The following is a 21289-nucleotide window of genomic DNA, read 5'->3' as shown; positions in this document are numbered from 1 at the left end:
AGAGTGAAAAGTGAGGCGTTTGCATGAGAAATAAGAAATGAAGCATGAAAGATTAAAAATAGATGATAGATAATTAGAAGGGATGAAGAAGATGAAAAATATTATTAATAATATGCCAAATGCAAAAATCGGTGTTGTTGCAGTAAGTAGAGATTGTTTCCCAGAGAGTTTATCAGTTACAAGAAGACAAGCTTTAATAGCAGCTTGTAAAGAAAAATATCCTAATATGGACGTTTATGAATGTCCAGTCTGTATCGTGGAAAGTGAAATACATATGGTACAAGCTTTAGAAGACATTAAAGCAGCAGGATGTAATGCGCTTGTTGTTTACCTTGGTAACTTCGGACCAGAGATTGCAGAAACCTTATTAGCAAAACATTTTGATGGGCCTAAAATGTTCATCGCTGCAGCTGAAGAAACTGGCAGCAACCTTGTTCAAGGTAGAGGAGATGCATACTGTGGTATGCTCAATGCCAGCTATAACTTAAAACTTCGTAATGTAAAAGCATATATCCCAGAATATCCTGTAGGTACAGCCGAGGAATGTGCCGATATGATTGCAGAATTCGAGCCTATTGCAAAAGCAGTAGTTGGCCTTTCAAGCCTTAAAATCATCAGCTTTGGCCCACGTCCACTTAACTTCCTTGCATGTAATGCACCTATCAAGCCACTTTATGATTTAGGTGTTGAAATTGAAGAAAATTCAGAGCTTGATTTATTTGAGGCTTTCAATAAACATGAAGGAGATGAAAGAATTCCTGAAATCGTAAAAGAAATGGAACAAGAGCTTGGTGCAGGTAATAAAAAGCCTGAAATCTTAGCTAAACTTGCTCAATATGAAATTACATTAAAAGATTGGGTAGAAGCACACAAAGGTTACCGCAAGTATGTTGCAATTGCTGGTAAATGCTGGCCTGCATTCCAAACACAATTTGGTTTTGTACCATGCTATGTAAATAGCCGTTTAACAGCGCAGGGCATCCCAGTATCTTGTGAAGTAGATATTTACGGTGCACTTAGTGAATTTATTGGAACAGTAGTAAGTAATGATACAGTTACATTACTTGATATCAATAATACTGTACCACAAGACTTATATAATGAAGATATTAAAGGTAAATTTGACTATACATTAAAAGATACTTTCATGGGATTCCATTGTGGTAATACTGCATCTAGCAAATTATCATTCTGTGAAATGAAATATCAAATGATTATGGCAAGAGCACTTCCAGAAGAAGTAACACAAGGTACACTTGAAGGAGATATCGTACCTGGAGATATTACGTTCTTCAGATTACAAAGCACAGCAGATACAAAACTTCGTGCATATATTGCACATGGTGAAGTATTACCAGTAGCAACACGTTCATTTGGTGCAATTGGTATCTTTGCTATTCCTGAAATGGGTAGATTCTATCGTCATGTACTTATTGAGAAAAACTTCCCACATCATGGTGCAGTGGCATTCGGTCACTTTGGTAAAGCGCTCTTTGAGGTATTTAAATATATCGGCGTAGAAGTCACAGAAATCGGATATAATCAGGCAAAAGGTGATAGATATCCTACAGAAAATCCATTCTAGGGGGTAAATATATGTACTATATTGGCATAGATTTAGGCACATCAGCAGTAAAATTACTATTGATGAATGCCGAAGGCAAGGTAGAAAATGTGGAATCTCTTGAATATCCACTTTACTTTCCACATTCAGGCTGGTCTGAGCAAAATCCAGCCGACTGGTGGGACGCTGTACAAAAAGGTCTAAAGCTTTTAATCAAAGATGTTGATGCTTCTAAAGTAGGTGGCATCAGTTTTGGCGGACAAATGCATGGCCTCGTTGTACTGGATGAAAATGATGAAGTCATTCGCCCAGCAATTTTATGGAATGATAACCGTACAGCAAAGCAAAGTGATTACTTAAATGAAGTCATTGGCAAAACAAAACTATCAGAGTGTACAGCGAATATCTCATTTGCAGGTTTTACAGCGCCTAAGCTTCTATGGATGAAAGAAGAAGAGCCAGAGAACTTTGCACGCATCAAGAAAATCATGCTTCCAAAGGACTATATTGCATATAAATTGACAGGAGTACATTGCACAGATGTTTCCGATGCATCAGGCATGTTACTCTTCGATGTAAAAAATAAATGCTGGTCTAAAGAAATGATGGCAATTTGTGATGTAGAGGAAAGTCAACTGGCAAAGGTTTATGAAAGCTATGAAAAGGTAGGGACAGTGCTTCCAGAAATTGCAGCCGAGTTAGGCTTAAGTGAAAATGTAATAGTTGCAGCAGGTGCAGGAGATAATGCAGCAGCAGCGGTGGGAACAGGTACAGTGGGAGAAGGAAGCTGTAATATTTCTCTTGGTACATCCGGCACAATCTTCATTGCGAGCAAAGAGTTCCGTGTAGATGAAAATAATGCCCTTCATTCATTTGATCATGCAGATGGGAACTATCATCTTATGGGATGTATGCTGAGTGCAGCATCTTGCAACAAATGGTGGATGGATGAAATCATTAAAACCAAAGAATATGCCAAAGAGCAAGAAGGTATTACAAAATTAGGAGAAAATGAAGTGTTCTTCTTACCATATTTAATGGGTGAACGTTCACCTCATAATGACCCTAATGCTAGAGGTGCCTTTGTAGGGATGAGTTTAAATACTACTAGATGCGATATGACACAAGCAGTACTTGAAGGTGTTGCCTTTGCACTTAGAGATTCCTTTGAAGTAGCAAAATCTCTGGGGATTCAAATTGAAAGGACTAAGATTTGTGGTGGTGGTGCAAAGAGTCCACTTTGGAAAAAGATGATTGCCAATATCTTAAATGTTAAAGTAGATGTCATTGCAAATGATGAAGGTCCAGGACTTGGCGGTGCTATTTTAGCAGCTGTTGCTTGTGGCGAATATGCTTCTGTTAAAGAAGCAAGCGAAAAGATTGTAAAAATCGTAGAGACTATTGAACCAGATGAAACACTTGCTGCAAAATATGAAGCAAGATATCAGAAGTTTAAAATGATTTACCCAGCATTAAAAAATGTGTTTTAATTAATTTTAATTAAATAGAAAAGATGTAAAAAATAGAGTGAGTTTAGGGGAAAGGCCCTCTTAGTCAGTGGTAGATATTGGACTAAGGGGGCTTTTATTTAGCTAAAATATGTTACAATGCTATAGAAAAATATTACATAATAAGGGGAGAGAAGATGCAGGAGAAAAACTATAATAAAACCTTATATGCCTGTTTTACAGGGTATATTGTACAAGCTATTATTAATAATTTTGTGCCGTTATTATTTTTAACATTACAAACAAGCTATGATATTTCATTATCTAAAATCACTATGTTGATTACTATAAACTTTGGCATTCAGCTGATTGTAGATTTAGCTTCAGTAACTTTTGTAGATAAGATAGGATATAGAGCGTCCATGCTTATTGCACATATATGTTGCGCCGCAGGACTTATATTGTTAACAGTTTTGCCGGAACTATTTCAGGATGCTTTTGTAGGCTTATTATTGGCAGTCATTATTTATGCTACTGGTGGCGGTTTGTTAGAGGTGCTAGTAAGTCCTATTGTAGAGGCGTGTCCTACAAAAAATAAGGAGAAGGCTATGAGCCTCCTACATTCCTTTTATTGCTGGGGTCATGTGGGGGTAGTCTTGCTATCTACCTTATTTTTCAAATGTTTTGGAATGGAAAGTTGGAAGATGTTAGCTGTATTGTGGGCGATTATTCCTATATTTAATACCATTGCTTTTATAAAAGTACCCATTGCACCACTTGTAACAGGAGAAGAAAGTCAGTTGACCCTGAGCGCACTAACAAATAAAAAAGTTTTTTGGGTAATGATGCTACTGATGTTTTGTGCAGGTGCTTGTGAACAATCAGTAAGTCAATGGGCCTCTACTTTTGCAGAAAAGGGATTAGGTGTTAGCAAAGTAGTAGGTGACTTAGCAGGCCCTATGTTATTTGCTATTTTAATGGGGACTGCTAGGGCCTTTTATGGTAAATACGGGGAGAAAATTAATTTAGACAAGTTTATGGCTTGTAGTGGGATTTTATGTCTAGCATCTTATTTAGTGATTTCATTAGTACCAGTGCCGGCTATTGGACTTATAGGATGTGGTTTATGCGGTCTATCAGTAGGTATTTTATGGCCAGGGACATTTAGCATGGCGGCTACTTCTATCAGAAATGGCGGCACAGCTATGTATGCTCTTTTAGCACTAGCAGGAGATGTAGGGTGTTCTAGCGGTCCAACTTTTGTAGGAATGGTTTCTAGTACGTTTAATGACAATTTAAGAGTAGGAATTTTATTGGCAATTATATTTCCAATGCTGCTTATTGTAGGACTTTTAATGAATAAGCGTATAAGCAGAGTACATAATTAAAGAAGACATTGACTTTAAGTAAGGTTAGGACTACTATGAAGTTAAGAGAAATAGAGGGGCAGCAAATTCCTAAGGAGATGAGACTATGTTTATTAGTAGACTTGGTTTTATTATGCAAGGCGTAGAAAAAATTATGGCGCAGCAAACAGCACCTAAGGGAGAGCAGCAAAGGGTCAAAGTGGGGCCTTATGAAGTAGATCAGGAAGTGGCCCATATGTTAGAAGACATAAAGCTTCATAGTAATATTTTAGTTTAATAGGGGGATACAAAAAGGTGTTATTAGAGGATGTAAGAAAATCTCGGATAACACCTTTTTGTTATGTATTGACAGGAGATACTTTATGAGATGTATCTTTTAAATTTATAAGTAGTCAACTTATGAATTAACTCTATTTTTAAGTGCAAGTTTAAATAATTTTAATATATTGACAAATTAAATGGGTAGGACTACCATTTTAAGTGAAATAAATAGTATGTGGAGAAGCGTGGTGAAAACATGGCAAAGCGAGAAGTACTTGTTTATTTAGTATTAGGTTTTTTAGAAAGTGGAAAGACAGCCCTTATTACAGAGTTTTTAAGAAAGGCAAAATTTAATTCAAATGAAAGAAGTGTGATTATTGCCTGTGAAGAGGGGATAGAAGAGTATGAACCTGATTTTTTAAAAGAAGTTAATGCGGAAATTAGATATCTTGAAAAGGAAGAAGAATTAACCACACAGCTTTTAGCGGAGTGTGAAGAGAAGTATAAGCCAGATAAGGTCTATATTGAAATGAATGGTTTGTGGCAGCTTAATTTATTTAATGAAGTAAAATTGCCATCTAATTGGCTTGGTATTAGAAATATTACGCTCGTAGATGCGGGACAATTTGAACTGCAGCTTGCTAATATGAAGGAATATATGATGATGCATTTTAGAGCGGCAGATTTTATTATTTTTAATCGCTGTACGGATTTGGTAAAACAGGTGAGCATTAAGCGCATTATTAAAATCGTAAATCCAGGCGCACAATTAGTATTTGAAACCGTAGATGGTAAACTTTCTATAGTAAGAGAAGAAGAGTTACCATTTGATATTAGTGGGCCTATAGTGGAAGTATGCCTTGAAGACTATGGCACTTGGTATGTAGATGCTTTAGAAAATAAGGCACATTATGAAAATAAGAAGATTAAGGCGGAAGGTTTTATTTGCTATATGGAACCTCATAAATGCTATGCCTTTGGTAGATGCGGAATGACATGTTGTGCGGCGGATATTTCATTCATGGGCTTTGTATGTGTGGGAGATCATTTGGAAAGAATTAAAGAGCAGTGTTGGGGTGAAATCATTGGACATTTAGAATATATTATGGTGCAGACCAAAGAGGGAGAAAAAGAACAAATTCGAATGGTCATTGAATCATTTAGACCAACTAAGATGCCAGAAGATAATCTTGTGTATTTTAATTATTAAAGTGTAGTTTAATTATTAAAGGCTAAGGATGAAGTAACCTAGCGAGCCTCAATAAAGGAGATAATAAAAATGATTAAGGTAAATATTATATCGGGCTTTTTAGGAGCAGGTAAGACAACCCTTATTAAAAAGCTCATCAAAGAAGCTTTTCAAGGTGAGAAATTAGTTTTAATTGAAAATGAATTTGGTGAAATAGGTGTAGACAGTGGCTTTTTAAAAGATGCAGGTATTAAGGTTCAGGAAATCAATGCAGGATGCATCTGTTGTTCTTTAGTAGGAAATTTTGAAAAGGCGCTACAGGAAGTGATTACAACTTATAAACCAGAGCGTATCATTATTGAGCCATCTGGTGTAGGCAAATTATCGGATATTCAAAATGCAATCTTAACATTGCCATCAAGTTATGAGGTTGCCATAGAATATAGTGTGGCTGTAGTAGATGCACGTAAATGCAAGATGTATAAGCGTAATTACGGGGAATTCTTCATTAATCAGGTTTCTAGCGCACAAAGTGTGGTATTAAGTCGTACACAGGGCTTAGCAGAAAGTAAAATTGAAGAATGCATTACAATAGTAAGAGCGCTTAATGAAGGGGCGACTATCATTACAACGCCTTGGGAACAGTTAACAGGTAAGCAGATGTTAGCAGCTTTTGCAAAAAATGACTTTACAACTGTTTTAGAGTGTGATGAAACCTGCACGTGCCATCATCATGAAGAAAAAGCACAGGCGCATCATCATATGCATACGAATCCTGATGATTGCCATCATGAAGGACATCATCATGCAGAAGATATCTTTGTAAGTTGGGGAGTAGAAACTTGTCGTAAATTTACGAAAGAGGGATTAGAAGACATACTTAAAACCTTTGAGGACAAGAATAATTATGGGACCATATTAAGAGCTAAAGGGATTGTGGAAGCTGAAGATGGTACATGGCTTCATTTTAATTATGTACCCGAGGAAAGCAATGTGGTAACAGGGCCAGCAGAATATACAGGACGTATTTGCGTCATTGGTGTAGGTCTTTTGACAGAGCGATTACAGGAATTATTTAATTAAATGCCAAGCAAACAAAAATTGACAATAAGCAAGAAGAATTGTATCAATAGGCCTTTTGGAAACGTATAATATAGTAACATATTATATGAGTATATTTACGCAGAAGAAATTGTTTTGTGTAAGTGCCATTCGTATAAATAGGTGAAAATAAGGTTATGCTTCTAAATGAGGTGAGAGATATGATTCTTGTACAATGGGATTTAAGTAAAGTAAGTCTCGTCTGGTTACAGCAACAAGGCTGGCAATATGTGAGGCATATTACTGGAAGCTGGGTAGAAATGAGGCTCGGCAGAGAGAGTTCATAAGGCATGCTAAATAGCTCATGTGTTATATGTTATAATAAAAGTAATGACCCTAATAAAATGTTGCTATTTTATTAGGGAATACATAGATATTAGGGGGAAATATGAAAAAATATATAATTAAGTATGGGGCACTTTTTGTATTACTTTGTATGTTACGTTTAGTAGTTGCTACTTTAAGTGGTGTACCTTTTATAGATAGTGTTTCTATCATTACTTTGGTAGGACTTATGGCATTTGCAATTATATTAGACATACAAAATAATAAAGCGAGAAAAAAGAAATAATAAGTGACATAGGACAAGCTAGAAAGGACAAAAAATGTATACAACTCAAATGGAATGGCGTGGCTGGTTTTTTGAAATTCAAGATAATGAGCAGCTTTTTGGTAAGACAAAGGTAGAAGCAAGTAAAGATGATATAGAAGAAGTTTTTTATATTGCAGCGGATTATCTTAGCGAACGTATTTGTGAAGAATTATATGAGCAGTATTTATATGCATATGGTGAGTAATAAAAAGTAATTATCAAAAACAACCTAAAGATAGTGTAAGAAAACTAAAAATAGTATAAGAAAACTAAGTTGTAATCTGCTAACATAAATGATAATAATAATCAATCATAAAATCATAGATAGGAAGTATGAAATGAATAAAAAGTTAGTATTTATGTTAATGGCAAGTTTAGGGATGACCGTGTTAGCAGGATGTGGTAATACTGCATCAAATTCAACACAAGAAGTGACGCAAGAGGCAGTACAAGAAGCAGAGACTGTAAAGGTTGTACATACGTTAGGAGAGACAGAGGTACCTAAAAATCCTGAAAATGTAGTTGTATTTGATATTGGTACATTAGATGCATTAGAAACATTGGGCGTAGAGATAACAGGTGTTGTAGCAAGCAATATACCAGAGTATTTAGCAAAATATGAAGGGGATGAATATGAAAAAGTTGGGGAACTTTTTGAGCCAGATCTTGAAAAAATTTATGCCCTTGAACCAGAGCTTATTATCATTGGTGCAAGACAAGCTGACTACTATGAACAATTAAGTGAAATTGCACCAACTATTTCTATGGCCGTAGATAATACAAGTTATTTAGACTCATTTAAAAGTAATATGAATTATTTAGGTGAGATTTTTGGTAAACAGCAAGAGGTAGCTGAAAAGTTAAGCAGTATGGATGAAGCGATTGCTGCGGTTCATACAAAAGCTGAAGAAAAAAATGTAAATGGATTAATTGTTTTGGCTAATGACAGCGCTATCAGTGTGTACGGACAAGGTTCAAGATTTGGAATTATTCATGATGAATTTGGAATAACACCAGTTGATGAAAACATTGAATTATCTAATCATGGACAAAAATCTTCTTTTGAGTATATTGTCGAGCAAAATCCAGATTATATATTTGTAGTAGACCGTGCAGCTGTAGCGGGTGGACAAAATTCTGCTAAAGAATTAATTGAAAATGAGCTTATTAAAACAACAGATGCCTATAAAAATAACCGTATTATTTACCTTGATCCAAATGCTTGGTATGTAGCAGGTGGTGGCTTTATTTCAACGCAAATTATGATTGATGAGATGACAACTGCCTTAGAACAATAATAAAGAGGCGAGAAGATGAAAATCATTAAGGAAACAGTGAAAGCACATGAAGTCTTTATATATGTAGCACCACATCATGAGCGGGATGTAGCGTTGCCTATTTTGTACATGTTAGACGGCTTAGAAGTAGAGAAGATTTGGGACAAAATCATTGCACCTTTAGAAGAAAAGGTACTTAAGGGTGAAATGAAACCGTTTATAGCCGTAGGTATTTATGCTAAGGAAAGACAAAATGAATATACACCATGGAAACAGGAAGGTATTGCACCTAGATTCGTAGCGTTTGGTGGAAATGCCAAAGAATATCTTGCATTTCTAACAGAAGAATTAATGCCATATATAGAAGAAAACTATAGGGTTGATAAAGAGAATATAGGGCTTATGGGATATTCTCTAGGTGGATTATTTGCTATTTATACAGCGTTTACTGAAGCAACATTCACTAAAATTGCTTCAGTTTCAGGCTCAAGCTGGTATCCAAATTTAACCCAGTTTGTACAGACGAGTCAGTTAGCTAACAAAGAAGTGAAACTTTATATGTCTTCAGGAGAAAATGAAGGTGCAGGAAAAACAAATATTTTAAAAGATGCGGCTTTGTGTACACATGCCATTATGAAGAGTCTTGAAGAAAAGGTAAAATCACCAGAACACTTTACGACTTACTTTGATCAAGGTGGGCATCATAATTATCTAGTAGAACGTTATCAAAGGGCCATTCAGTGGTTTTGTAATTAAATAAAGTGCTGCAACGAAAGATGTTATATGGTTTCGTTGTAGCACTTTTAGTTATTTTAGCACTTAAAATTTAATGGCTTATGGCAGTTTATAAGTCAGATTAATTATATTTACGCAAGAAATTAAGAATATATAGTATTTTGGGTAGAAATCTAAGAGGTTTCGTTTTACTATAGAAGTAGAAACTTTGGAAGAAGCATAGGTTGTATAAAAGAGGCGCTTCATAAAGGTAAAATAAAGTATAGGAGATGAGGGAATGAAAATCGGTTTTATTGGTGCTGGTAACATGGCAAAAGCTATGATGGGCGGCATTATTTCACATGGTATTTTTACAAAAGAAGAGGTGATAGCATCGGATGCTTTTGCAGCTTCATTAGAAGGAGTCAAAGAAAGTTTAGGCGTTTGTGTAACAACAGACAATAAGGAAGTAGCACAAAAAGCAGGGGTAATTGTTCTTTCTGTAAAACCTCAATATTATGAAACTGTGATTAAAGAAATCAGAGAATACGTAGATGAAAGTAAAATAATTATTACTATTGCACCAGGTCAAACACTTGAGAGACTTGAAGATTTATTTGGAAAGTCATTAAAAATAGTACGTACAATGCCTAATACACCTGCACTTGTAGGAGAAGGCATGACAGCAGCTTGTGCAAATTCACAGGTTACAAAAGAAGAACTTGAGTATGTATGTAATATTTTAAGAGGCTTTGGTAAAGTAGAAGTAATAGGTGAAAACTTAATGGACGCTGTAGTAGGAGTTAGTGGTAGTTCACCAGCGTATGTATATATGTTTATTGAAGCCATGGCAGATGCGGCAGTAGCAGATGGCATGCCTCGTAAGCAAGCTTATGAATTTGCAGCACAAACAGTTATGGGAAGTGCAAAAATGGTACTTGAAACAGGTAAACATCCTGGTGAGTTAAAAGATATGGTATGTTCACCTGGTGGGACAACTATTGAAGCTGTACGTATATTAGAAGAAAAAGGATTTAGAAGTGCTGTATTTGAAGCAGTGAAAGGATGTACAGCAAAGGCGAAAGGAATGTAGAAAATATAGGGTGCTTGGTAGGGGGATTGAAAAGGGCTGTTGGTGAGTGGCACCCCTGCTAGCTGCTCTCTCCATAATTTGTGTGCCTCTAAGTTTGAGATTCAAAGAACGCGGTGAACTCGCTACGCTCAGACAGCACCGCTAAAAACCTTTGCATCTCTTCACTAAGAGGCACAACAAATTATTCCGAAGGCAGACTAGCAGGGGTGCCACTCACCAACTACTTTTCAGTTGCCTACCGAGCAATATTTAGAGGAGAGAGAGAATTAAGCTCGGCCTATTTATTAGGATAAAACCGCTTTGAGCCTCTTCGCTAAGACTATCAACAAATTGTTGTGCTCGGTTTATTGCATCATAAATATCTATCAAGCAATATTGTAAGAGCAGAGAAGAAAATTGGTTACTAGGTTAAATATCTGGTAATAGTTAGGGAAAAGAGAAGAAGCTATTGTATTAATAAGTGTTAATGCAATAGCTTCTTTTTAGGTTAGTTTTTATAGATGCTAAGGTCGGTGTGGTCGAGGGTATTGTAGATTTCTTGGTCTGGAATATTCATGAAGCAGAGAGTGTAGTCGATATCGCCGATAGTGATGTTAGCGATGATGCCGCCTTCGTCGGTGTAGATGGTATAGGTATCTCCTAAGGCATTTGTGTAAGTATGGTCATAGATCAGGTCGGTTTTGAGGATGCTTTGGCTGACATCTGTTTTGTCTTCATAACAAACAGATATGCCAAAGATTTGTTGTTTGTGTTCATCTAAAGTAGGATCTTGAGCTGAGTTGTCAAAGCTGAGGTAGATATTAGAACTAGGGTGGCCTGGAGTGACTTCATAAGTCTCGGCATAGACTTCTTTTGAAAGTGTGAAGCCTTTTGGAAGCACTGTAGGGATGATGAGAGGGACATTAAGGTCTTTTGAGGCATCTTCTAGGCTTTCATAAGTATGGGTGAAGTCTTCGACATTAACAATATTTTCTTCATCTGAAGAAGTAGGTGTATCTGCCATGCTGTCGATAAGTTCATTTACTTCTTTATCTGTAAGTGGGGTGTCGCTAGAGATTTTATAGGTGGCATCATCCCTAAAAATTGTTAGTTTATTAAAAGCACCAGTGGCGTAAAGTACAGTTGTGCTAGTAACACATATGAGGGCAATACTGGCAATAAGTGCATGATGTTTCTTTAATTTCATAGAATCAGGTCCTTTCGGTATAGATGTATTTTTTGATTTAATAATACGTTTTGCAAAGAGCGTGCTGTCTTCTAAAGATGGTGGATGAGAAGTGGATGTTTCAATTTCGTCTAAAAGAGCAGAGAGTGTTGTCATATCCATTTCATCAATAGCGTTGTTTAATTTGTCTTCTAAGTCTTTTGGTAGCATTTAAATCCCTCCTAACTGGTCAAAATGAGTGAGTGCAATATGATGAATATTTTTTTGCACTTCACGTCGGAGACGTACGTATTTCATGCGCAAGGTGACTTCATGTATGTTAAGACGCTGAGCAATTTCTTTGTAGTTTAAGCCTTCTATGTAGTGAAGTTGATAAAGAAGCCGTTTTTCGTCAGTAAGGCAAGAAAGTGCTTCTTCTATATATAAATCTTCATTAATATGCATATCTAGGTCATAGGCTAAGGCACTAGCGGCATCAGGGACACTAGGCAAGATAGCTGCCTCTAATATGCTTTCATAGGATGCTTTCTTATGAAGCTGGCGTTTATAATTCGCTAAGGTATATTTGGCTGTTTGAAAGATGAAGCCACCAGGATTAGGATGGGTTTCAAGTTGCTCCATTTTATCGTAAATAATCATAAAGGTATCCTGTGTTAAATCCTTTGCAACGACCTCATTAGAGGTGGCAAAATAAAGGTATTTAAATACTTTAGGGTGATAAGTTTCACAAAAAGTGGTAAAGAGCTTATCTAGTTTTTTCTTTTTTTGACTAGTCAATTTAAAACCTCCTTTCACTTTGTATATGTAAAAGTATATCAAATGTAACAAAATATTTTTAATAGTATTTAGATTAGGGTGATATAGCCCTGGGTAAGTGGACAAAGGGACACAAAATGGGACAGCAATGCACACATTATAGGCAAAGAGGATTGAAGAAAAACTAAAAAACTTTTATAGTGAACTTAAATATTTTATCTTAAATATTTGTAAGGAAGAGGGAGACTTCATGAAGTGTGTTTAGCTCAAAATTTGAGTTAATTATGGGATGGAAGTTGCCTTATTTCATAAAGGAGGATATCTATGAATAGGAAAATGGTGGCATTACTTGCACTGGCTATAGCTATTACTGGTGGGAGTACAGTAGTTTATGGGGCTGAAAGTAATTTAACTGTAGAGAAAGAGCGTACGCTTTATGCAGGACAAAGTTATATTACACGGGATCCGGTATATGATTTAAATGATACTTCTGTAAATCGCATGGAATCTGAGCATTTTCAGATTATATGGGGAAATGAAGATACCACAGGAACTGTGAATAGGGCATTTGTACAAGGAAACTTAGAGAATCTAGAGAATATTAGAAGCTTTTATATGAATGAGTTGGGAATGGATGATCCAGGGGTTTCTATGAATCCGTATTTTGGAGATGGAAAATATAAGACCAATATTTATATTGCAGCTACAGGGCTTGATAAAATTGAGACTGATTGGGCATATATGTCTGTAGATAAAGATAGCTTTGGCTATATTGTTATGGCGCCAGGTGCAATGAGGGTAGATCCACCAAGTTGGGTTGTGCCTCATGAATATGCTCATGTGGTAACTTATCATCAAGGGGGCAGTGTACCTGGTGAATGGTATGAGTCTATGGCAAACTGGTATAGAGATCAATATTTAGGCAGCAGTTATTATAAATATGGCAATAACGTTTATGGACCAGAATCAGATTTCTTTGCACCAGTTGTATTGAATTCAGATTTATATTTCCCACATTTAAAGAATTGGTATGATGATTGGGCCATTTTGTTATATGCTACAGAAAATCCTGATAATATGAATGGATTAGGATTGCAGCTCATGCAAAACTTAGTACATAGCAGTGAAAGCGGCAATATGTTTCAGGTATTAGAGAAGCTGTCAGGCGTGTCTATTAAGGATATTTTAGGCGGCTATGCAAGACGTATGGTAACCATGGATTATAGCAGACAAGAAAATTATCTCAAATACTTAAATGAACTTTTAGCAGATAGCAGCAATTATAATAAGATTTATACAACGCTTCAAGATCAAGGAAATGGCTGGCTTCGTGTGAGTGACAGCAGAGCACCACAACAAGGTGGTTATAATATTATTCCATTAAATGTAGACCTTAATAGCAAGAAGGTTAATGTGAACTTTAAAGGAGATACTAGTGTGCAAGGGGCCGATTGGCGTGTAAGTATTGTAGCCAAAACAAAGCAAGGTGAAACGAGATATTCTTCTATGTGGAATAGTGGAGAAAATAGCTTAATGCTTCAAGGAGATGAAGAAAAAGTTTATTTAGTAGTATGTGCAACGCCAGATGAAATGAAAAATTTAGAAGTCTTTGATGAAAATGCAGTGGGAACGAAGTATCCTTATGAAGTGCAAGTAACAACAAGTAATGAAACTGGAAATGAAGGCGATAATAGCGGCAATACCGGAGATAACCAAGGTGGAAGCACAGGAGACAATAGCGGTAGTACGGATGATAATAATGGGCAAGAAGCTATAAAGGGACAAGTGAAGGTTGAGATGTATAGTAATAACCAAAGTAGTAACAGTAATACGATTGCACCAATGTTTAGATTGACTAATACTGGTGACACAGCTATTATGATGACTGATTTAGAACTACGTTATTATTATACAAAGGACGAAGATGTGCATCAAAATCTTTGGTGTGACTGGTCGAATATAGGAAGTGAGAATATAGCCGCAAACTTTGTGGATATGAATGCTACAGCATCAGCAGACAATTATGTTTCTCTTACTTTTAAAGCTGGAGAAATTGCACCTGGTGGCGTTGTGTATATTAATACACGTATCGCGAGAGATAACTGGAGTAATTATGTACAAGAAGGGGATTATTCATTTAAACCAGGTAGTACCAGTTATGAGGAATGGTCTAAGGTGACACTTTATTCAAATGGTGATCTTATATGGGGAATTGAGCCATAGAACAATAATCACTATATCAATATAAGATATCACGCAAGCGGGCGTTATACACTAGTTTACTAGAGTATAACGCCCGCTTGTTCCTGGTTTGATAATATTAGATTTAACATTATCTTGATTTCTTGCTTTTTGAGCCATTAGTGGCCTGTTTACTTGAAGTAGCTTCTGTAGCTGCATCAGTAGAAACCTTGCTTGCTGCTAAACGTTTGTTGATAGACTTCTTATGAGACATGACAAGGACCTCCTTTGATGAAGATTTCAGCTTCTAAAAGTTGATAACTACATTATAGTCTTATTAAGGTAGAATTCAAGCCCTTACCCCTAAAAAAAATTAATCTATTGACTTTTAAAGAATATCAAGGGTTTTAGCGGTATAGATTGTATAATTTTAAAGGAAAAAATACATACCATAAACATAAGCATTAAAAATTAACAATAACCAAGGAACAAGCTTTGGATACATTGCTAGAGAAGGGATGCGCGTTGCGTATTGAGGTAAGCTATTGACTTTAAAGGAAATACTCTATACTATGTGGAAAGAAGCATGACAAAGGTCAGATGGAGGAAGTATGGATACAATATTTAGATTTAAGGAAACACCAAAGCGTGAAGCAAGTGCAAAAATACAAGTAGCAGGCACAGAAAATAAGAAAGTACAAAACACAGGCATGAAAAAAGCTGGTAATGGAGGGGCTAAAAAAGCACCTAAGAAAAGAGTTGAGTCAGGACTTAACTTAAAAAATGCACAAAAGATTAATAAAAACTTTATGTATAAAGATTTAAAAAGAAGTCATTGTTATGACTGTGATTTTTCAGAATCAAATTTTGATTTTACAAGTTTCAGGGGAGCACATTTTAAATCTTGTAACTTTTATGGTGCTTCTTTTAAAGCAGCCGAGTTCGTGGGGACAAACCTTAAGAAAAGTCGTTTTAAAAAAGCTAGATTTGAAGATGTAATCTTCGAAGGCGTTAATTTAGATGGTGCGGATTTTGCAGGCGCAATTTTTAGAAATACAATTTTTGTAGGAACAGATGTGTCAAAAGCAAAAAATCTTAATGCCATTAGTGTTAATATTAAAGTATATGAGACTTTACCAGAGCTAGAAATGAGTGAAGAGCTTAAAAGTGCTGTGGATGAAGCCATGATGAATCAATATGTGAAGGCTTCTCGTGTACTTGATACAAAAGAAGGCAAAATCAATACTTTAAGTATTATGCGCTTATTAGAGCAATTTGATGAAAAGACTTTAATAAAAGGCTTTAAGCTTATGAAAAATAAAATTGCTAATGATTTTTGCACATTAAGCTACCTTATTAAGTTCTTGGCAAAACATGAGGCAGAAGGCTTAATCTAAGAAATAAATAAACTCAAATGTTGAACTCAAAATTTGAACTCAAAATTTGAACTCAAAATTTGAGTTGGTAATACAGCCTTAGGCTTTATCAGCATGATTTAAATGGAGGGTATGATGGAAAAAGAGATTATTGTCTATACAGACGGAGGCGCTAGAGGCAATGGAAAAGATGATTGTGTCTCAGCTTGGGCATATACATTAAGCTATGGCGAGCACCACAAAGAAGATAAAGGTGCAATGTATGGTGCTACGAATAATCAAATGGAAATGACAGCAATCATAGAAGCGCTTAAAGCAATCAAAAATAAAAAGCTTCCAATTCGTGTGCATAGTGATTCGGCATACTGTATCAATGGCATTACTTCATGGATTCACAGCTGGAAGAAAAAAGGGTGGATAAATTCTAAAAAAGAACCTGTTGAAAACAAAGAACTGTGGATAGAAATGGATCAGTTAGTCAAAGAATGCTCAGATATTAAATTTATTAAGGTAAAGGGACATGCAGATGTTAGCGGTAATATAAGAGTAGATGCCCTAGTGAATATGGCAATGGATGAGCTTTTGGCAAAATAGCAATAAAAAGCACCTAATCAATAGGTGTTTTTTTATTGCTATAAAATAAAGAAAGTGTTGCAGGCAGCACTTTTTTGGAGAAGTAAGCAAGTAGAATACGTCAAGGCTTATGATAAAGAAGCAATATGGTAAAAATGAGATTTTACATGATTAAAAATCATGAATAACTAAAATTTATAAGTGTGAAATCTATATAGAGAAACCAACTAAAACCTTGAAAGATACATGTAGGTAAATCGGGTTCTCTCAATGATTTCACATGACTAAAAATCATGAATAACTAAAATTTATAAATGTGAAATCTATATAGAGAAACCAACTAAAAACTTGAAATATACATGCACGTAAATGGTTTTCTCCTAATGATTTCACATTGCTAAAACCTATGAATAACTAAAATTTATAAATGTGAAATCTATAGTAGAGAATTGCTTGAAAATATACTTAGAAGAAAATAAATTTTGTGCAAAAAAATAAAATTTTATATTATAGTTGATAAAATTCGAGTTTGAGACTAAAATAAAAAAAACAATTATTGAGGAATACATATTAAAAAAGGGGAAAAATGGTGTAAAATAAGTGTTGGATTTTACATGCAAAATTGATAGCATAATTTAAATATAATTGGATTATATTTAAAAGTTATATATAATTTAAAGAAAGAAGGGCAATAAAAATGGGAATGAATTTTAAAGAAAAGCTTCCAATTCCTATGGAAGTCAAAGCGCAATACCCTATTTCACAAAAGGTAGCAGAAATCAAAGCAGCTAGAGATGCGGAGATTAGAAAAGTATTTACAGGAGAATCTGATAAATTTGTGGTTATTGTAGGACCTTGTTCTGCAGATAATGAAGATGCAGTATGTGATTATGTCAGCAGACTTGCAAGGGTTAATGAACAGGTATCTGATAAATTAGTAATTATCCCTAGAATTTATACAAACAAACCAAGAACAACAGGTGAAGGTTATAAAGGAATGCTTCATCAGCCAGACCCTAATAAAGCACCAGACTTATTAGAAGGGATCATTGCAATTCGCAAAATGCATGTACGCGCCATTGAAGAAACTGGACTTACAGCAGCTGATGAAATGCTTTATCCAGAAAACCGTAGATATTTAGATGATATTTTATCATATGAAGCAGTTGGTGCACGTTCAGTAGAAAACCAACAACATAGATTGACTGCAAGTGGTATGGACATACCAGTAGGCATGAAAAATCCTACAAGTGGGGATTTGTCGGTTATGTTCAACTCTATTATTGCAGCACAAAAATCTCATAACTTCATTTACCGTGGTTGGGATGTAACAACAGATGGGAATGAACTTGCACACGTTATTTTACGTGGTGCTGTCAATAAAAGAGGGGTATCAATCCCTAACTATCATTACGAAGATTTAATGCTTATGTTAGACATGTACAATAAATTAGACCTTAAAAACCCAGCAGCTATTGTTGATGCTAACCATGCTAATTCAGGTAAACAATTTAAAGAACAAATTCGTATTGTCAATGAAATTCTTCATAGTAGAGAATACAATAATGACCTTAGAAAAGTAATTAAAGGTGTTATGATTGAAAGCTACATTGAAGAAGGCACTCAAAAAATTGGTCCAAATCAAGTGTATGGGAAATCTATTACAGACCCATGTCTTGGTTGGAAAGATACAGAAGAACTTCTTTATAGAATTGCAGACCGCTGCTAATAAAAACTAAGGGAGTGAGAAAGAACATGTGAGTTAATGATGAAAGTCATCAGCTCATATGCTCTTTTTTTATGAAAAGGCAAAGGATATTGTGTAGATTAGCTTTATTAAGGCTTATGAAAAAAGCTATTAAAAAAGCTTTAAAGACAATAAAAACGCCTGAACATGATTTTACACAAGAGGTAAAAAGTAAAATTCATATTAATAGCAGGTAGCTGTTGATTTGACAGCAGGTCCACAGACCAATAATGTGCCATGTAATATACAAGTGGAAAACTGGCATATAGAAGAAGCTGAAGTTTCACCATTAGGTGTCACATTAATGGGGAAAGGAAAGTTCAACAAGAGGAAGGGGTCAAGACAAGTATTAAGTTAAAAAATGGAGAGGTAAAGAAATTTAACAAGTATGAAGAAGCTGGGGAATGATTTCGCCCAGCTCTTTTTATAATATGTGTTATGAGATACTTATCTTACTCAGAATAAAAGGTAACCTGCTGATTTTCATCCCAGAGCATTATTTGAAGGCCGTCAGAAATAATATAGGCCTTATCATAATCATACACACCATTTTCTACCAAATCAGTTAATGGGCCCTCATAGTTTAAATGAATATATTTTTGTTCCTTTGGTGCTAATTCATAAGGGTAGTCACATGTAAAGCTGCCACTAGGATGATTTTCATCTTGAGCTAGGGTGACTGTTATTTTAAATGGGCCTACTGTTTCATCAGAACAGTTTTTTAGTCGGATAGAACCTTCTGATCGATACATTTTTTCTTTTCCTACTGAAATATCATATAAATTAATGCCAAACATCTTATTTCTATCTAAATAAATAGCGTTTAAACCAGATTGAAGTCCTCTTATTTTTTGAATGACTGGTGCATTAATGCCACTTAATAGATTCACGAAAATTAATGTACAGATAAAACACTTCCAGCCTTTATTAAACAAATAATTCCCGGTCGTATAATAAAAAGCTCTAAATAAGTTATAAATGACAATTATAAGAATGATTGTTCCTGTAAAGAAGGTCATGTCTTCATGCTTAAAAGGTGGAAATATCCGATTAAGCCATGATAAAGTATGATAATTATCATTTAGCCCTAATGCACTTATGATGAGTAGCCCTATCCAGATTAAACTATATTGCAGCCAGGTATGCGATTTGATATATGTTTTAATTTGCCGAAGTGTTTTCTTCATTTTCTCCCTCATTTCTTATAGATACTATTTTCTTTCATGAACCTAAAATTAGAATTATTAAAGTAATCTAATTGTAATATATTATAGTTGAAAAATATGATAATATAAAGCGAAGGACTGATAGGATGAAAAAGAAACACTATATTAATTTATAAAGACAAAATCTGGGGGAGAAAATGAATCAAGTTAGAGTAAAGGTAAACGGGTATAGGATTATGGTAGTTATTAATATTGCAGTGTTAATAGCTACATATTTTACATGCAAGTGGATGTATGGTTTAACGGTGCCTAAAATATATTTTGGACAGGTGGGAGTATATTCTTATATAGGTCTGGGAGTGCTAGGCATCTTGCCAGGTTTATATAGTGTATTAAGATTACTATCCTTAAATAAAGAGGAGCAACAATCTTTAGGAAAACATGTCATAAATGTAGTAATAGTGATGATTTTATGGGTGATAAGTCTAGGAAGCATTGGGATTTTAATAGTTGTAATACCACCTATAAGAGATTATACAAACAATCCTAAAGCATATTTAATGACAAATGAAGATATGGAGAGGTATGCACCTATTTACAAGCAGTTCTTCCCTACAGAAATACCTAAGGAAGCAACTGAAGTAGTGTATATTTATGAAGGATATAGTACCTTATTAGTAAGTGAAGGGAAAATAGAAGCTTCTTGGAAGTTGCCTATAAATGAATATGAAAAAAGTAAGGAAGAAATAGCGCATATAGCTTATATGGAGGAAGTCGATAAAGAGAAATATAATATTTACTTATTAAATTGTGCTTATCCAAATAGGCTTAAATTACAATTTAAGTATGATGATCAGAATCAACGTGTAATGTATAGCATGTTTGTAGGAGAAGAATGATGGTGAGTCTATTTACAACGCCTTGGGGGATATTGTGTGGAGGAGTATTTCTGATATTTGCAACTGCTGTAGTTATGCAGAAGGATGATTTAAATCGAAAAGAAACAAGGATACTAGGTGTTAAGTATTTTATCTGGTATATAGCAACCATAGTGATTAATTATAAGTTCCCACAGTGGGAAATACTGGACGAAAATATGATTTTATATTTTGTGACATCTATTTGTATGATAGAAGCAGCAGCATTTCTAATCGGGAACTGCCGTTAAGGTGTAGATGTTCATCAATATAATAGGAGATAGGTATGAAGAAAATTTTGTTTTATATGCCATTTTTTGTAGCTGTTATTTTTTATGGGGCAGTAGCATTTTTAGGTGGTCTTGCAGTTTCACCTGTTGTTATTTTGTGGATTGTATTATTGTGGATAAGTGGTTTTGTGCTAAGCAGAGCTCACTTTTGGGGTGCCTTAATAGGTGCATTGCCTGCCGTACATTTGATTTATATGGGAACACAGGACACTGGACAAATTGTGAAGGAAACGCCTATAGGTATTATGCTTTTGATATTTTATATTATCTGTGGCATTATGGTTTATTTAAAGTACAAAAAATAAGCAGAAGAATAGAAGAGTAGCCAAGGCATTGTGTCAAGGCTACTTTTAATCTTATACTTATATACTTTATATTTAAACCTATATAAGGATGTAATCAAAGTTTAACTTGATTCATATCTAATATGTTATATAATGGAATGGCTATATTTAAATATAGTAGCTTAGGCAGGGGATAAAAATATAATATAAAACGAAAAAATGACAACC

Annotated in this window: 24 protein-coding genes; 20 read left to right on the top strand and 4 right to left on the bottom strand. The window is 35.0% G+C overall.

Annotated features, from left to right (window positions below; translation table 11 throughout):
* Nucleotides 1-103 precede the first annotated feature (103 nt).
* The 12 genes from AC1VAQ_RS07865 (at nucleotide 104) to proC (ending at nucleotide 10606) form a co-directional block, all read left to right on the top strand.
* Complete coding sequence (locus AC1VAQ_RS07865; protein WP_302597285.1) at nucleotides 104-1585, top strand: L-fucose/L-arabinose isomerase family protein; 1482 nt, start codon at nucleotides 104-106, stop codon at nucleotides 1583-1585.
* A gap of 11 nt (nucleotides 1586-1596) precedes the next feature.
* The gene (xylB, locus tag AC1VAQ_RS07860) at nucleotides 1597-3054 is read left to right on the top strand and encodes a xylulokinase (protein ID WP_302597246.1); all 1458 of its coding nucleotides are present in this window, start codon (nucleotides 1597-1599) and stop codon (nucleotides 3052-3054) included.
* A 155-nt stretch (nucleotides 3055-3209) separates the two neighbouring features.
* Nucleotides 3210-4400, top strand: a complete 1191-nt coding sequence (locus tag AC1VAQ_RS07855; RefSeq protein WP_302597247.1) for an MFS transporter — start codon at nucleotides 3210-3212, stop codon at nucleotides 4398-4400.
* A gap of 85 nt (nucleotides 4401-4485) precedes the next feature.
* Nucleotides 4486-4656 carry a hypothetical protein gene (locus AC1VAQ_RS07850; RefSeq protein WP_302597248.1) on the top strand — a complete coding sequence of 57 codons (171 nt, stop codon included), beginning with the start codon at nucleotides 4486-4488 and terminating at the stop codon, nucleotides 4654-4656.
* 240 nt (nucleotides 4657-4896) lie between these two features.
* Complete coding sequence (locus tag AC1VAQ_RS07845; RefSeq protein WP_302597249.1) at nucleotides 4897-5850, top strand: TIGR03943 family putative permease subunit; 954 nt, start codon at nucleotides 4897-4899, stop codon at nucleotides 5848-5850.
* Nucleotides 5851-5919: 69 nt separating this feature from the next.
* Nucleotides 5920-6912: a CobW family GTP-binding protein gene (locus AC1VAQ_RS07840; protein ID WP_302597250.1), complete on the top strand. Its 993-nt coding sequence runs from the start codon at nucleotides 5920-5922 to the stop codon at nucleotides 6910-6912.
* Between the two features lie 179 nt (nucleotides 6913-7091).
* A complete protein-coding gene (locus tag AC1VAQ_RS07835) occupies nucleotides 7092-7217 on the top strand; it encodes a hypothetical protein (protein ID WP_302597251.1) in 126 nt (41 codons plus the stop codon).
* A gap of 101 nt (nucleotides 7218-7318) precedes the next feature.
* Nucleotides 7319-7501 carry a hypothetical protein gene (locus tag AC1VAQ_RS07830; protein WP_302597252.1) on the top strand — a complete coding sequence of 61 codons (183 nt, stop codon included), beginning with the start codon at nucleotides 7319-7321 and terminating at the stop codon, nucleotides 7499-7501.
* A 34-nt stretch (nucleotides 7502-7535) separates the two neighbouring features.
* Nucleotides 7536-7727: a hypothetical protein gene (locus AC1VAQ_RS07825; RefSeq protein ID WP_302597253.1), complete on the top strand. Its 192-nt coding sequence runs from the start codon at nucleotides 7536-7538 to the stop codon at nucleotides 7725-7727.
* Nucleotides 7728-7860: 133 nt separating this feature from the next.
* On the top strand, nucleotides 7861-8820 hold the full coding sequence (locus AC1VAQ_RS07820) for a siderophore ABC transporter substrate-binding protein (RefSeq protein WP_302597254.1): 960 nt from the start codon (nucleotides 7861-7863) through the stop codon (nucleotides 8818-8820).
* A gap of 15 nt (nucleotides 8821-8835) precedes the next feature.
* The gene (locus tag AC1VAQ_RS07815; protein WP_302597255.1) at nucleotides 8836-9555 is read left to right on the top strand and encodes an alpha/beta hydrolase; all 720 of its coding nucleotides are present in this window, start codon (nucleotides 8836-8838) and stop codon (nucleotides 9553-9555) included.
* A 256-nt stretch (nucleotides 9556-9811) separates the two neighbouring features.
* Nucleotides 9812-10606 (top strand): pyrroline-5-carboxylate reductase, encoded by a 795-nt coding sequence (gene proC / locus AC1VAQ_RS07810; protein WP_302597256.1) that lies wholly within the window; start codon nucleotides 9812-9814, stop codon nucleotides 10604-10606.
* 487 nt (nucleotides 10607-11093) lie between these two features.
* On the opposite strand, the gene AC1VAQ_RS07805 is transcribed toward proC, so the two are convergent.
* Nucleotides 11094-11981, bottom strand: a complete 888-nt coding sequence (locus AC1VAQ_RS07805) for a hypothetical protein (RefSeq protein WP_302597257.1) — start codon at nucleotides 11979-11981, stop codon at nucleotides 11094-11096.
* Nucleotides 11982-12548, bottom strand: coding sequence for an RNA polymerase sigma factor (locus tag AC1VAQ_RS07800; protein WP_302597258.1), 567 nt, complete (start codon nucleotides 12546-12548; stop codon nucleotides 11982-11984).
* Between the two features lie 303 nt (nucleotides 12549-12851).
* Between AC1VAQ_RS07800 and AC1VAQ_RS07795 the strand changes: the two genes are divergently transcribed.
* Nucleotides 12852-14750 (top strand): DUF6055 domain-containing protein, encoded by a 1899-nt coding sequence (locus AC1VAQ_RS07795; RefSeq protein ID WP_302597259.1) that lies wholly within the window; start codon nucleotides 12852-12854, stop codon nucleotides 14748-14750.
* A gap of 109 nt (nucleotides 14751-14859) precedes the next feature.
* On the opposite strand, the gene AC1VAQ_RS07790 is transcribed toward AC1VAQ_RS07795, so the two are convergent.
* Nucleotides 14860-14982 carry a hypothetical protein gene (locus tag AC1VAQ_RS07790; RefSeq protein ID WP_302597260.1) on the bottom strand — a complete coding sequence of 41 codons (123 nt, stop codon included), beginning with the start codon at nucleotides 14980-14982 and terminating at the stop codon, nucleotides 14860-14862.
* 337 nt (nucleotides 14983-15319) lie between these two features.
* Here AC1VAQ_RS07790 and AC1VAQ_RS07785 point away from each other — a divergent pair, with 337 nt between their 5' ends.
* The 4 genes from AC1VAQ_RS07785 to AC1VAQ_RS07770 all read left to right on the top strand — a co-directional run bounded on the left by AC1VAQ_RS07785 (nucleotide 15320) and on the right by AC1VAQ_RS07770 (nucleotide 18762).
* Complete coding sequence (locus AC1VAQ_RS07785; protein ID WP_302597261.1) at nucleotides 15320-16105, top strand: pentapeptide repeat-containing protein; 786 nt, start codon at nucleotides 15320-15322, stop codon at nucleotides 16103-16105.
* 114 nt (nucleotides 16106-16219) lie between these two features.
* Complete coding sequence (locus AC1VAQ_RS07780; protein ID WP_302597262.1) at nucleotides 16220-16678, top strand: ribonuclease H family protein; 459 nt, start codon at nucleotides 16220-16222, stop codon at nucleotides 16676-16678.
* 676 nt (nucleotides 16679-17354) lie between these two features.
* Nucleotides 17355-18386: a 3-deoxy-7-phosphoheptulonate synthase gene (locus AC1VAQ_RS07775; RefSeq protein ID WP_302597263.1), complete on the top strand. Its 1032-nt coding sequence runs from the start codon at nucleotides 17355-17357 to the stop codon at nucleotides 18384-18386.
* A gap of 223 nt (nucleotides 18387-18609) precedes the next feature.
* Nucleotides 18610-18762 carry a hypothetical protein gene (locus tag AC1VAQ_RS07770; protein ID WP_302597264.1) on the top strand — a complete coding sequence of 51 codons (153 nt, stop codon included), beginning with the start codon at nucleotides 18610-18612 and terminating at the stop codon, nucleotides 18760-18762.
* A gap of 94 nt (nucleotides 18763-18856) precedes the next feature.
* Here the strand turns inward: AC1VAQ_RS07770 and AC1VAQ_RS07765 are convergent, their stop codons facing one another.
* A complete protein-coding gene (locus AC1VAQ_RS07765) occupies nucleotides 18857-19591 on the bottom strand; it encodes a hypothetical protein (RefSeq protein WP_302597265.1) in 735 nt (244 codons plus the stop codon).
* A gap of 176 nt (nucleotides 19592-19767) precedes the next feature.
* Between AC1VAQ_RS07765 and AC1VAQ_RS07760 the strand changes: the two genes are divergently transcribed.
* From AC1VAQ_RS07760 to AC1VAQ_RS07750, 3 genes are read left to right on the top strand one after another with little or no spacing between them, the layout of a single operon-like run.
* Complete coding sequence (locus AC1VAQ_RS07760; RefSeq protein WP_302597266.1) at nucleotides 19768-20469, top strand: hypothetical protein; 702 nt, start codon at nucleotides 19768-19770, stop codon at nucleotides 20467-20469.
* A 2-nt stretch (nucleotides 20470-20471) separates the two neighbouring features.
* Complete coding sequence (locus tag AC1VAQ_RS07755) at nucleotides 20472-20738, top strand: hypothetical protein (protein ID WP_302597267.1); 267 nt, start codon at nucleotides 20472-20474, stop codon at nucleotides 20736-20738.
* Nucleotides 20739-20773: 35 nt separating this feature from the next.
* The gene (locus AC1VAQ_RS07750) at nucleotides 20774-21082 is read left to right on the top strand and encodes a hypothetical protein (RefSeq protein ID WP_302597268.1); all 309 of its coding nucleotides are present in this window, start codon (nucleotides 20774-20776) and stop codon (nucleotides 21080-21082) included.
* The last annotated feature ends 207 nt before the right edge of the window (nucleotides 21083-21289 follow it).

This window comes from Cellulosilyticum sp. (assembly GCF_982396655.1).
Note: the sequence above shows the minus strand (reverse complement) of the source record. Positions and strands in the feature narration are given on the sequence as shown.